The organism is Paenibacillus polysaccharolyticus (assembly GCF_023714295.1).
Taxonomy (GTDB): domain Bacteria; phylum Bacillota; class Bacilli; order Paenibacillales; family Paenibacillaceae; genus Paenibacillus; species Paenibacillus polysaccharolyticus_A.
The window spans coordinates 377,246-390,937 of the sequence record NZ_JAMAUN010000004.1; the positions used below are offsets into that span (position 1 = coordinate 377,246).

Consider the following 13,692-nt stretch of genomic DNA (forward strand, 5'->3'; position numbering starts at 1 on the left):
TCATTAATTGAGATTCAAGCTGTGTTGTCATAAATCCAGTCCCTGTTTAGCTCATTACCCAGATGCCGCCAGCCCATACGGAAAGAACCGTGATAAACGTTTGATAGACGACATCCATAATCAAATTGCCGATACTGTCCCCATCTGCCTTGCGATTTTTGATCATGACATAAGTATGTGACCACAGACCACTCAAACCATATATGTACATCGTAACCAATACACCAACCCAAAAGTTCCCTTGAAACCAGATTGCCATAATGCCCATAACGCCAAGTCCGACTTGGGAGAATCCATATTTGACCTGAAACGGTCCTCCTGGCCAACCTAGCATTTTGGCTGTCTGTTCTGCTCTAGCAATGTTAACCACGTAACCAATAACACCTACAAGTCCAAATGTAACCACAAACTGATGAAGCAATAACACTCTGCTAATCTCACTCATTTCGCCAGGAAAACCGAGCATCCAAAGATGAATCGTTCCTGAAATAAGCCCAAATAACCATAGAACCAAAAACCACATCGCTGTTTCACTCCTGCCAATTCGTTATTTTGGAATCATTTGTAACTAAATGGATTAATTTGTAGATAACCACATTATATAATCGCTTTTACATTTGTCAATTCGTACATAATTTTCTATTTTGTCGAAGTTTTTACCATTTTTCTTCTCTTATACGCAATGAATCTATCACATCTAGTTCTATTTAACTTGAAATTATCGGGACTTAAATACCATTTTTACACATAATAAACCAATAAATGTTTCTTTTTTAACACTCCAAAAGAACCACCACTCATTTATTTCATGCTCAAAAAAATTAAATAACCATCGGTTGATTCTTTTTACCCATATATTCAGATTACTTTAGTCATCTTTAAAAATAATAAAAATTGACAACACTTATTCATGTAACTATTATAGTTACATAGATAAACACTTTCGTTTCACACATCCACAGCCACTGCTTGGAAGTTGTTTTGCCTTAATACGCCATAGGTGGGCTGTACATACACGATTGTTCGACAATGAAGCTGCTAACGATGCAAATATTACAAACCACATTTTAGGAGGAAACAAAATGAAATTGTTAGTCACAGGCGCTACGGGTCAACTTGGTTCACTGGTTGTTGACGCGTTGTTGAAGACAAACGCTGCAACAGACTTGGCTGTTAGTGTTCGCTCACCAGAAAAAGCAGAAGCATTGCGCTCGCAGGGAGTAGACGTTCGTCATGGGGATTTCGATCAACCGGAAACGTTGGAGAAAGCCTTTGACGGTGTAGACCGCCTGCTACTGATCTCCACAGACGGTGATAACGAGACACGTATCCGTCAGCACCAGACTGCTGTCCAAGCTGCCAAAAAAGCAGGTGTCGGTTATATCGCTTATACAAGTGTAGTCAACGCCGAGCACAACACGCTCTCTCTTGCTGAGGTACACCGCAAGACAGAACAAGCGATTCGTGAGTCTGGCATCCCTTATACGTTCCTGCGTAACAATTGGTACCTTGAAAATGAAGCTGGCAGTGTACAAGCCGTAACACATGGTGCTCCTTGGGTACATGCCACGAATGACAGCCAGGTTGGCTGGGCTACTCGACATGATTATGCTGAAGCTGCTGCTACTGTACTTGCAGGCGAAGGACATGAGAATAAGGTCTATGAATTGTCTGGTAAACTGCGCACACAATCTGAGCTTGCCGCCATTGCTGGTGAAGTGTTGGGGCAGGAGATCAACGTGCAAAATGTCGACGATGCGGCTTATGCGGACATCATGAAAGGTGCAGGTTTGCCTGATTTTGTTGTATCCATGCTGGTTGAAATGCAAAGCGCTATTCGCCAAGGCGCACTGGCTGTAGAGAGCGATACATTGGAGACATTGCTTGGGCGTCCAGCTCAACCGTTAAGCGAAGGTTTTAAAGCTATTTTGGGTAATTAAATTCGTCATGTTGCCCTCACGGTAACATACAGGATATAGAAAAAGGGTTGTTCCATACGTCACATGATGACGGGGGACAACCCTTTTCGTATACATTATTATGGAGCTCTTCGAACAAAACTTACACATTCTTTAACCTAACTAATCGATTAACCTTGCTCAATATAACGCGATGGAATCACATCAGCCAGCCAAATACTCTCGTTGCCATGGTAAAAAAGAACACCCTCACGTGCGGCCTGCCCTGCCTTAACGCGTAGAATAACAGGCTGATCATCTCGCCTTTGTCCAACTTGACGTGCCGTATCCATATCAGCCGATAGATGCACATACTGCCGTTGCCGTGGCTGCAAACCGTGCTCCATGATGGAGGACACAACACGTACGGGTGTACCGTGATACAACCATTCGGGAGGCTGTGTAGCTATTTTGGATATTTTTTGCGGAGTAGAATGACCATAAAGTGCACGAATTCGTCCAGCATTGATCTCGTGCCGCTTTTTATTGGAGACCGCAATCATATGTTGCAGATCATCTTCTGTTACATTACGCCACCCCGGGCTTTCGTGCAAAGCGACGAGCAATTGTGAAATCTCGACCCATCCCTCTTCATCCAGCTCAAGCTCGTATTCCCATGGCGCATGTCTCAATGCATAGGAAAGCTCTTTGCTCAGTTTCATGTAGTCCATGTCTCTCACCTTCCCACATCTATCCTTGTTGCTGTACTGCCGCCAAAATCTCTTGAATATTACTTGCCAGCGCCTCGTGATCCTCCTGCGCAAATTGAACATGTCCGTTAATACCGCGATGAATAATCGTATTCATCACTGGATGAACCTCATCATTGGATGCAACACGAATCAGATCGTCTGCAAAATCAACTGCCTGTTGTTCACTGTAATTAAACGGTTTGATCAACATCCGAATGCTCAGCGCATGAGCCTGGGGTTCGGCCAGCCGATCACGATGAGTAATGCTGTACACCGCACCAAAACCAAAAGCGGCGAGCACTTGACGTTGCAGTTCTGTCGTTTCTGCGAGTGGTGTGCCGATTAACTCACAGACCTGATCCACCATCTGCTCCAGTTCATGGGCTGCTGCTGCCAAAATAACATCATTCTGATCATCCTTGTTCATAAAATCATTCATATCCATACTCTCCGTTCTATCCTTTATTCCATATCGGGGACGGCAGATGTTTGAAAGCCTCTTGATGGATACCCGCACGATTCAGCGCTTTTCGCAAGCGAGTAGCAACTTCCATGAAATAAACTTCAGGTACCCGATCCCCTGCAAACTGCTTCAATAGATAATCGTTTTCCAAACCTTGATACAGTGGATGCAAATCTTCGACTAATATTTTCTTCATATCTTCACTCGTAATACTAGCCGTCATGCTACATTCATTGACGAGTGTCTGCAGCGTATCTTCTGCAGCCTGCTTGTCATAGGACGGGTGAGATACGAGATACTGCAGATCATATAGATCCTTGAACCTCGGTCTCACAATCGTCTGATGCAACTTCCAAGCGACTTGAGTGGACAACGGAACCGTGTAGGGAACTACAAAAAGCTCACCTCTTAACGGTTGGTAGTTTAACTCCACAGGCTCTGCATCCAGCTTCAGATTAAATGAAATATCAAGAAAAAGCTCATCTTCGTACCGATTCCCTTCACTGGACTCACTCTGGATCGCATAGGCGATATCGGTATTCACCGTTGGAAAGTCATCATCCATTGCGTAATCAATTTCACGCCAGAATGCATTCTCACGAAAGCTGCGAAAATGGACTCCATCATTCAGATCAAGTTCGGTCACCTGAATCATCCAATCCGTAAAAATCTGCTTGGCCTGATCCGCATGTTCAATCGTACCTTTATACAAAAAGTCGATATCCTCAGCATAGCGCAGACTTGGATTCTCCAAGTACTGTCTCGTTAACAGGCTACCTTTCAAAATAAAGGATGAATGGACTAGCGTAGCCCGTTTCAATAACGCTTCCAAAACAATAATTAATCTCTCGTCTTCATTGAAGCGATGTATGGGTATTTCATTCCCGTTTCTCGTCACAACTGTTCCTCCAATCTTATCTTAAACACATCAAGCTGGTTCAATCAGATCCAGCCCCGATCCAACTCTTCCCGAGTATCATATATACACAGCTCATATTGTTGCTTGATTAGTTCAATTTGATTGCTTTGCAAAATGTTATGAATTTCCTCGACGCTACGATAAAAATGATCTGCATGCTCATACTCACGCACAGTTACAAACCTTATACTGCCATTCTTATGGAGCGAATTACGGGAGATATGCCCCTCTGTCCCCGCACATATATGCTTCAGCCTATTCACATCTTCGACTTGAACCTTACCATGCCACTCAAAATAAGGTCTGGAATGAGGCACCATCGGTTGCTTGAAAAACCGTTCCTCCTTAGCCGGTATCTCTACTTTTGTACGTACCACAGTGAACCCGTTATTCCTAAATGTTATTGAAATCTCTTCAATGATACGCTGTACATCCTGAAAATCCTCGCTATGGACAATGCCCGTAATCATGGGTTGATGGATGTGCTCTCCCTGATCGAGTTCGATCAGGACCGGTTTTACGTTCTCTTCTTCACAGATACGGATAAAAGTTTGCTTTTCTTGCGGGCTCAGGTCACTCAGGGTAACATGAAATTCAAACTCCATTCGTTCACAACCTTCTTTCCTCCAACGTGCTTATACTAGATTAACTCTACCTTTATTATAGTAAAACCCAAAATAGTAAAAAAACCAAATCTTCTCTGCAGATAGAGTCGATTTGGTCTCCTTTAAACACCACAGCTATACGCAACACAGTCTTACTTCACTTTCATTGAAACTCACCACGGTCAGGCCGTCTCATGTTGGTTCTTCGGCTCTGGCTCATAGACTTGAGTATGCTCGTTTTCCTCATGCATCCACTCCACCATACCTGGTTTGCGAACCTTCCACACCAAGGCCTGAATGCGAAGCGATCTTCTCACCCAAAACAGAGAGGTACAACGCTTCTCCGAACGCACCATAAGTCCCCAATGAATGACCCGGGCAAGCCACGGATTGACATATTCATTGTGCTTGCGGACGGAAGGCAATTCATCTTGGAACAAACGTTGCTTCACATCCATAGGCGGCTGACCACAAGTCCAGTAATGAAGCAAGGCAGACAAACTATAGATATCTGACATGGGTCCCTGAACCGCTTTCTCGGAATAAAATTCAAGCGGCGAATACCCTTTAGAGGTAAAAATCGCCTGTTTTGCTCCGGTCTGCATCGGCCAGCGCACAGCCGCACCAAAGTCCAGCAATTTGGGCGTGCCATCCTCCATCACCATGACATTGGAAGGTTTGACATCCCGGTGGAGAATGCCTTGTTTATGAATGTAATCCAGCGTATCCACGAGCGGCAGTAGCGTATCGGTAATAAACTCGGGTTGCAACGCATGGTTACGCTCCTGTAAATAATCGGTCAAGATCATGCCGGCGCAATATTCTGTGACCAGATATCCCGTATCATTGGCCTCAAAATGATCGACATATGTAATAATGTGAGGATGATTAAGAGATGACAACAACTCACCCTCCTGAAGAAATACAGATAACAGTTCATGGAATTGTCCGCCGTATCCTCGGGATGCACAAAATACACTGCGCTTGTCTGACTGACGTGCAGCAATCCGATGGGGGAAAAATTCCTTTATAGCGACTTTGGCACCTGTATGCCGATTCCGCCCAACATACACAATCGCTAATTCACTACTAGTCAATACCTGTCTTACCTGATATGTATCATTCAAAATGACATTGCGTTGCAAAGCCATATTCCAGTTGTTTTTTCTCATCCCAAACCTCTTTTCAAGCTTGTCGATCGGAAGACTTGCCGCATAACGACGAATTTGATCCTTGAACGCATCGGAAATAAATCCAACCAGACAGTCAAATCATCGCTAACCATCTTTATAAACCATACACCACCGTTTGAAACATTTTTCTCGCGGAAAGTGCATTTTCGTTCAAGCTTCCGTTTCCTAGATCGAAGATGCAAGCACTCTTCTATACATAGTATCGACAAAAGGGGCAGTTTCGTTAATCTGTTCGTAAAAATGCGAACTGCCCCATGTTCCTATGCTAATTGCCTCTAATAATGCTTATTTAAAAATTGCTGAATCTCCTCATTCATCTCTCTTAATACATCCTGAGAAGGGAAGTGGCCTGTATCATATTTGATCGCCTGTACATTCGGAATAATCTTCTGAGCACGGTCAATACACTTATCTCCTGGGAAAAAGACATCCTTCTCACCCACCAGAAGTAATGTAGGCGAGGTATAATTTTCAAGTTCTTCTCTCTCTGCGAGTTTGGGCAAATCCTGCTCCAAGCTGACATATTTGAATATTTTGCCGATCAAGTTTTTATCTGCTTCCTTCATACAATGGCATGACAGGTTATCCGTAATCTTTTGCAAAGAAGCTGGCGAAGAAGTCATACGATACTTAACGAGTGGAAGTGTAATATCATGAGCGGTTTTCATTTTGGAATTGACAGCAAGACCCGCGGGAGCTACCAGTACCGAGCACGCAATACGCTCCGGAATATACGTAGCTAATCTCAAAATGATGCCGCCGCCAAATGAAGGACCAATAAACGCACTTTGTTCAATATTGTAATGATCCAGCAGATCGGATACCCACATCGCCAAGCTGTCAAAACGAGCCGAAATGCTCGTTTCTTCGCTGTACCCGGGATGTCCGATCGTATCCGGCGCAATAATCCGATAGGATTGAAATAATGAAGAGAACCAGGACAGAGTCATTGGATTCACACAATTGCCACCCTGAAGAATAAATAACGGCTTGCCATCTTCCGGCCCAGTCAGCAACACATGTGTTTTCCCAAAACGTGTCTCCACATACTCTCTTGTAAATCCTTCGCCCAGCTCACTCAAATAAATTTCGTATTCTTCCAGAATACTGCTCTTGCCTTCTTCACTTCTATAAATGGAACTCATGTCTGCCTCCTGCAATGTGTACTCATCTCACCTGTTCCAGTGATCAATAGCCGGAATCCCGGCCCAAAAAGATAAAGAGGGCCTGTTAAAATGACAGGCTCCTCCATATGTGCGACTTATCATATGCTGATGATTATAGAATGGAAATTGGAAATTGTAAATATCGTTTCTAATAGACATGCTTATCTTTTTTTAACTCGAGTAGAAGTGTCACTTTCGGCCATAATCCGCCTTGATCTCGCCCCACTGTTTCGTCTGCCATTTGAGCACTTTATTCGTGTACGTATTCGTGCGAAGCCACTGCTCTGCCCGGTCAATCATCAACCAGATTTCTTCCGTTGAGTTGTCACGTGGGAGTGTTGTCGCAACTTTTTTTTGTTTCAGCCATTTCATCGCGTTCACCGAATCGGTGTAGACCGTTTTATTACTACCTTCTTTTTTGAGATAAGCCAGCGCATGCACAATCGCCAGAAATTCTCCCAAATTGTTGGTGCCTTTCGAGATCGGGCCGACGGAAAAAAGCACCTCACCTGTGCGGGTATCCACACCTTTATATTCTACTGGCCCTGGGTTGCCTCGTGTGCCTACGTCAACAGAGATGCTATCATAGTCCACTTCCTCGGATGTCTCCATCCCGGCACTTCTGCCGCTGCTGCCTGACTTCGACTTGGAAGCGCCACCTGCACTTGAACCCCAGTTCCCTTTCCAGCCAGCACGATACGCTGCTTCGGCAGCTGCCTTGGATTCATATGATTTATATTTGGCTCCGGCATATTGATCTGTCTGTGCTTTGCATGCCGCCCAAGTATCATATACACCGGGCTGCTTCCCTTCCCATACCACGTAATATTTCTGTTTTGCCATGCGTAACCGCTCCTTTGTTTACTGCATCAATACCCTATTGTAAACGAAGAGGTGGTTGAAATGAAAGTTCGTTATTCGCCTCAGCGCCAGAACAGAGGTATAACCAGAACGGATGAATTAAGTATACTCCCTCTCATTCCAGAACATTCTAATAAGCAGAGTACACACACCGGAAGAGAAAGGATGCTGTGCATGGATTGGATCTGGAAATCCGTCTTACTTGTTCTCATTGGCATGATCCTGCTGCGAATCGCAGGTCGCAAATCGATCTCACAGATGAGTGTTGCGACAACCGTTATTATGATCTCCATCGGGACCACGATTGTGCAGCCGATTGCCAACCACGAACTGGGGAAAGCAATTGGCTCCGCAGCCGTGTTTATTGCAACCTTGCTCATCGTAGAGCAGCTACAGATGAAATATAATTTTTTTGAACGTATCATGAGCGGGCGCTCCAAGGTTGTTGTGGAAGATGGTAAAGTCATCATTCCGAATCTGAAACGAATGCGTTATACGATGGATCAGCTAGAGATGCATTTAAGACAGGCAGGAATTAAAAGTGTAGAGGATTTGCAGACAGCAACGGTCGAACCCAACGGGCAACTCGGGTATGTCCTGAAACGACACGCTCGCCCAGTGACTATTGGCGATCTGGAAGAGATTTTGCGTAACTACACCATTACAACTAAACCTGATACGGATCTACAACACAAGTTCAGTAAACAAAGGCCCACAGAGACGAGTACGAATTCAACAGACATTTTCGAAGAGGTCATCAACGGAGATCACACTCACCCTGTTAGTCCCAAACTTCAATAAATACACTGCTTACTTTATAAAAAAGCGATAATAGGCCACCCTGGTAGCCGTTTCTCTATTGTTCAAACCAGGGCGATCTATTTCAATGTAGGAGTTACTTGACATTAGTTTGATATCAAATTATATTACAGTTATGAAAACAAGAGATGCTGTTTCACTTATATCCAAAATTAAAGAGAAAACCAGTCGTTTTATTTTGACCGAAATGGCGGCACAGGGCATCCACGATCTGGCTACATCCCATGGAGATATCATCTATGCACTTTACAACCATCAGCGGTTGACCATGGCGGAGATTGCCAAGAACATTCGCAAAGATAAATCGACGGTAACCGCACTTGTGGACAAATTGGTGCGAACCGGATACGTCGCCAAAGAGCGAGATGCAATTGATTCACGCATCGTCCATGTAGCTTTAACCCCCAAAGGCGAAGCATTACAACCGATTTTTGAGAATATTTCACAGCAATTGCTGGACACCTTCTATACGGACGTTACAGACGATGAGAAAAACGAACTGCTTCGCATTCTGATCAAAATACACGATAACTTTTAATTTTTTTTGGATTAATAGTTTGATATCAAACTAAATTTAGAAGGAGGATTTATATGATAGATTACACGCAATATTTACCTGAACATGAGGTAGAGCGAATCGGTAAACATGAACTTCACGTTGAAGTATACAAGGGAAATCAAGGATCAGGCACAACAACGATGAGCACCCATCCTCCGCTGTTATTGGTTCACGGGGCATACACAGGTAGCTGGATGTGGAGTAAGTATATCCCCCATTTTGTCGAGCATGGATGGACTTGTTATGCAATGAATCTCAGAAGCCACTATAGAAGCCGGGTGATGGACATGACTCAAATTACGGTGGAGGATTATTTGGAGGACATTCGTGAGGTGCTATCCCTGCTTGATGAAGCTCCTATACTGGTGGGCTTTAGCATGGGCGGTATACTCAGTCAAAAGATTGCAGAGACCGCTGAGTTGGCAGGTTTAATTATCATCGACACCAGTATTAGCCAAGAAGTTCATGATGCCCTCCCTTACCCCTTGAGTGCTCGAATAGAACCAGGACTGATCATGCCAGCACCTGTACGCGAAGAAAACGAAACGATCGATGAAACCGCAGAGGATATCGCTTTTCAACGACACTATCTGCAAATGGAATCGGCAAAAGCATTTCGAACCTTTTCCGCCCTTTGCGGGGCAAAAGGGATATCCATTGATGGAAGCCTGATTACTTGTCCCGGTCTGGTGATCAAAGCTGTGTTGTCTGAGGACGAGGAACAAAGAGGCCGATTAACCGCGAAGCAACTAGGAGCCAGTTATTTTGGGCTTTGGGGTACAACACATACAGGTCTACTTGTGGGTCAGCGATATAAGGAAGCTGTAGATGTGATTCTGGAGTGGCTTGATTCCAATTATTCGGGTAAAAAAACGGGCTGAAAGAAAAGAGCAACCTCCTTGGAGATTGCTCTTTTCTCTTCTCTCTTTTCACTTTGCTTATTCCCTGCTTATTCCCTTATTCCCTTAATTCTTAATATTTATTTAATTAGTTCCTTACTCCCCAACGGGTGATCTGCTTCAATTAGAATGAACATTCCCCCTTACTGCTTTGCCCTTTTCTTGATCATATAAATAACTGAAACGATCAGGAACCATACGGGTGTTACAAACAATGCCACCCTTGTGTCCTCTGCGAGCGCCAACACAACGATCACAAAGGCCAAGAACGCCAGAATTAACACATTGGAAAATGGATATAGCGGCAGTCTGAACCGACTTTGACGTGCCAGTTCGGGTTGAGTACGCTTATATCGGAGATGGCAAATCACCATGATTCCCCAGACAAATATAAAACATACCGTTGAGACACTGGTAATCAGTGTGAAAACCCCTTCGGGCATGATATAGTTCAGCACAATCGCGATAAAGATCACAATGGTGGAGAAAAAGAGTGCATTGGCTGGAACCTTTCTTTTGTTTACACGTGCAAATGAATTAGGGGCATTTTGGTCTTTGGCCATAGAATAAACCATACGGCTTGTACTGAAAATAGCGCTATTACATGCCGATGCCGCAGACGTCAGCACGACAAAATTAACCACTCCGGCTGCCGCCGCAATCCCTACCGCCGCAAATACCTGTACAAACGGACTTTCGGTTGGCACAATCGCACTCCACGGATAGATACTCATAATAATCAGCAAGGCTCCCACATAGAAAAGCAACACTCGAATGGGAATCTGATTAATGGCTCTCGGAATGACTTTCTCCGGATTTTCCGTTTCTCCTGCGGTCAGCCCCACCAGTTCCATGCCTACAAACGCAAACACGACCATCTGAAATGATATGATGAAACCATGCATCCCATTCGGAAACCAGCCCCCGTGGCTCCAGAGGTTCGTGAAGCTTGCAGCACCCTGATCTGTTGTAAAACCTGTAAAGATCATATACAAACCGACCACGATCAGTGCCAGAATAGCGATAACTTTAATTAAGGCAAACCAAAACTCCATCTCTCCAAACAGCTTGACCGTAGCCAGATTCATGCCCAGCAAAATGACCAAGGCAATCAGTCCCGGCATCCATTGAGGTACGTTCGGAAACCAAAATTGTGTGTACAGACCAACAGCAGTAATATCCGCCATCGCGATAGATATCCAGCAGAACCAATAGGTCCAGCCCGTAATAAACGCCGCCATATTTCCCAGGTAATCACGCACGAAATCCACAAAGGAGTGATACTGCAGATTGCTCAGCAATAACTCTCCAAGCGCTCTCATAATAAGGAATAATACGATACCTGTAATGATATACGCGAATAGGATCGATGGGCCGGTGAGTTGAATCGTTTTGCCCGCTCCAAGAAACAATCCTGTTCCGATCGCCCCTCCAATCGCCATCAACTGCACATGCCTGTTCTTGAGTCCTCTTGTCAACGTTTCTTCCTGCATGGTACACCACCACTCTCTTTCTGCGCATGCTCTCTGTGATGAAAAAATAATATACCATCTAATATATATTATTCTGCAGGCGATACCTATACTTCTTTAGATATATTTATGGAAATTAGTCATAAATAATTTAAAAAACATACAAATTCATTAATAGTTTCTATTAAACCTTTTTATTTACAATCCAAAAATTCTAATCAAAATAGCAACTAATGTCGATATATACAAGATGAATTTTTTTGATTTTGGAGGTCTATAATGAAAAAACGACATAATAAGAGAAATATAAGAAAAAAAACAACAGCTGCCCTATCTTTAGCGATGATATTAACTTCTCAAGTATCTCCATTTGTTCAAATTATGAGAGCTTCTCCTCATCCGGAACCCAAGGAGAATTTACATTCGCTCGCTAACAATAAAGTAGAACTTAAGATGGCCCATAGAAACAACTACATAGTTTCTCATAACAATAGTGATAACACAATTAAAGTTTCAACTGAATCCGGGAACTCTTTAAGTTTAGAACCTTTAAAAAAAGGAAGCCCCTTCTTTAATTTAATCGTTTCTAATATAGATAATACCTTCGTTCAATCCTTTATAGTCAATAACTTAAATACTGGAAATGATGGGGTTTTGGATATAGGGGATATTGTAAATTTCCTAAACATCTCCCCATCTTCTGCTGTCACAAGTGATGTTAAAAATATGTTAATGGGGATCAACTCCCGTGCTTTCTCCAATCCGAGCACCCCCGATTCAAACCTTGCACCTCTGATTGTCAGCTCACCTGTCCTGACCTTTGATCCGAATTCGAATTTGTTCTACCCAGGTTTCTGGAATATTGCAGACTTTTTCCAAGATCCTAACCAGGATTCGCTTTCCTACGCGATTGTCCAACAGCCGGATGATCTGAGCGGGCTCAGTCTCAGCTTAAACTGGGGACAGGAACTGGCTTTCGGCGGGGTGCCGACCATGCCAACCTCCTTCACCGTGCGGGCGACCGATCCAGGAGGATTGTATACAGACCTGACAAGCACACTCCAGTTTGTACCCGAACCTGTCTCGCATGCGATAGTGGATGCGACTGGGACACGGACACAAGTGGATCTCAATGCCTTCTTCCGGGATCGGGATAACGATCCGTTAACGTTTGAATTAAACGGGACCAGTCATGCGGCGAATGTGCGGATTGAGGACGGCCTGTTGACTTATAGTGGCACCATTCTTGCACCGGTTCGCATGGGAGTTACTGCCACCGATCCGCAAGGTTGGTCGGCTTATAATGTAGTGGAAATCCAAGGGGACAATCTGGCACCTCTCACCGTCAGTTCCCCTGTCCTGACGTTTGACCCGAATAAAAATAGATTCTATCCGAATGTTTGGAATATTGCAGACTTTTTCCAAGATCCTAACCAGGATTCGCTTTCCTACGCGATTGTCCAACAGCCGAATGATCTGAGCGGGCTCAGTCTCAGCTTAAACTGGGGACAGGAACTGGCTTTCGGCGGCGTGCCGACCATGCCAACCTCCTTCACCGTGCGGGCGACCGACCCTCGGGGATTGTATGCCGATTTGACCAGTACACTCCAGTTTGCACCTGAACCCGTCTCCCATGCCGTGGTGGATGCGACTGGGACACGGACACAAGTGGATCTCAATGCCTTCTTCCGGGATCGGGACAACGATCCGTTAACGTTTGAACTTTCTGGCACCAGCTATGCTGCGAATGTTTCCATCAAAGACGGCCTGCTAACGTATAGCGGCACCATTCTTGCACCGGTGCGCATGGGAGTCACTGCCACCGATCCGCAAGGTTGGTCGGCTTATAATGTAGTGGAAATTCAAGGGGACAATGTTGCGCCTCTCACCGTCAGTTCCCCTGTCCTGACGTTTGACCCGAAAATAAATAGATTCTACCCCGGGTTCTGGAATGTATCGGACTTTTTCCAAGATCCTAACCAGGATTCGCTTTCCTACGCGATTGTCCAACAGCCGAATGATCTGAGCGGGCTCAGTCTCAGCTTAAACTGGGGACAGGAACTGGCTTTCGGCGGCGTGCCGACCA

14 protein-coding genes are annotated in these 13,692 nt (G+C 44.5%); 5 read left to right on the top strand and 9 right to left on the bottom strand.

The genetic code is table 11. From position 1 onward, the window contains the following. Nucleotides 1-46: 46 nt before the first annotated feature. Nucleotides 47-523 carry a DUF6790 family protein gene (locus tag M3629_RS14290; protein WP_240036616.1) on the bottom strand — a complete coding sequence of 159 codons (477 nt, stop codon included), beginning with the start codon at nt 521-523 and terminating at the stop codon, nt 47-49. 559 nt (nt 524-1,082) lie between these two features. Here M3629_RS14290 and M3629_RS14295 point away from each other — a divergent pair. Further along, nucleotides 1,083-1,940 (top strand): SDR family oxidoreductase, encoded by an 858-nt coding sequence (locus tag M3629_RS14295; RefSeq protein WP_251507406.1) that lies wholly within the window; start codon nt 1,083-1,085, stop codon nt 1,938-1,940. Between the two features lie 149 nt (nt 1,941-2,089). On the opposite strand, the gene M3629_RS14300 is transcribed toward M3629_RS14295, so the two are convergent. The 7 genes from M3629_RS14300 to rnhA form a co-directional block, all read right to left on the bottom strand. After that, nucleotides 2,090-2,629: an RNA 2'-phosphotransferase gene (locus M3629_RS14300; protein WP_251507408.1), complete on the bottom strand. Its 540-nt coding sequence runs from the start codon at nt 2,627-2,629 to the stop codon at nt 2,090-2,092. A gap of 19 nt (nt 2,630-2,648) precedes the next feature. Next, nucleotides 2,649-3,089: an Imm48 family immunity protein gene (gene imm48, locus M3629_RS14305; protein ID WP_090915003.1), complete on the bottom strand. Its 441-nt coding sequence runs from the start codon at nt 3,087-3,089 to the stop codon at nt 2,649-2,651. 16 nt (nt 3,090-3,105) lie between these two features. After that, complete coding sequence (locus tag M3629_RS14310) at nt 3,106-4,011, bottom strand: nucleotidyl transferase AbiEii/AbiGii toxin family protein (RefSeq protein ID WP_251507410.1); 906 nt, start codon at nt 4,009-4,011, stop codon at nt 3,106-3,108. A 44-nt stretch (nt 4,012-4,055) separates the two neighbouring features. Beyond that, nucleotides 4,056-4,637, bottom strand: coding sequence for a hypothetical protein (locus M3629_RS14315; protein WP_251507412.1), 582 nt, complete (start codon nt 4,635-4,637; stop codon nt 4,056-4,058). A gap of 182 nt (nt 4,638-4,819) precedes the next feature. Further along, nucleotides 4,820-5,809, bottom strand: a complete 990-nt coding sequence (locus M3629_RS14320; protein WP_154887929.1) for a serine/threonine protein kinase — start codon at nt 5,807-5,809, stop codon at nt 4,820-4,822. Between the two features lie 296 nt (nt 5,810-6,105). After that, the gene (locus M3629_RS14325) at nt 6,106-6,975 is read right to left on the bottom strand and encodes an alpha/beta fold hydrolase (protein WP_251507414.1); all 870 of its coding nucleotides are present in this window, start codon (nt 6,973-6,975) and stop codon (nt 6,106-6,108) included. A gap of 210 nt (nt 6,976-7,185) precedes the next feature. Next, nucleotides 7,186-7,839, bottom strand: coding sequence for a ribonuclease H (gene rnhA, locus M3629_RS14330; protein ID WP_090915011.1), 654 nt, complete (start codon nt 7,837-7,839; stop codon nt 7,186-7,188). Between the two features lie 192 nt (nt 7,840-8,031). Between rnhA and M3629_RS14335 the strand changes: the two genes are divergently transcribed. The 3 genes from M3629_RS14335 (at nt 8,032) to M3629_RS14345 (ending at nt 10,116) form a co-directional block, all read left to right on the top strand. Beyond that, entirely contained in the window at nt 8,032-8,658 is a 627-nt protein-coding gene (locus M3629_RS14335; RefSeq protein ID WP_251507416.1) for a DUF421 domain-containing protein, read from the top strand. Between the two features lie 109 nt (nt 8,659-8,767). Next, entirely contained in the window at nt 8,768-9,214 is a 447-nt protein-coding gene (locus tag M3629_RS14340; RefSeq protein WP_251507419.1) for a MarR family winged helix-turn-helix transcriptional regulator, read from the top strand. 53 nt (nt 9,215-9,267) lie between these two features. Further along, nucleotides 9,268-10,116 (top strand): alpha/beta hydrolase, encoded by an 849-nt coding sequence (locus M3629_RS14345; protein ID WP_251507421.1) that lies wholly within the window; start codon nt 9,268-9,270, stop codon nt 10,114-10,116. A gap of 161 nt (nt 10,117-10,277) precedes the next feature. Here the strand turns inward: M3629_RS14345 and M3629_RS14350 are convergent, their stop codons facing one another. Continuing rightward, nucleotides 10,278-11,627 (bottom strand): amino acid permease, encoded by a 1,350-nt coding sequence (locus M3629_RS14350; protein WP_251507423.1) that lies wholly within the window; start codon nt 11,625-11,627, stop codon nt 10,278-10,280. A gap of 705 nt (nt 11,628-12,332) precedes the next feature. Here M3629_RS14350 and M3629_RS14355 point away from each other — a divergent pair. Further along, on the top strand, nt 12,333-13,692 hold a 1,360-nt coding region (locus M3629_RS14355), incomplete at its 3' end, for a hypothetical protein (protein ID WP_251507424.1).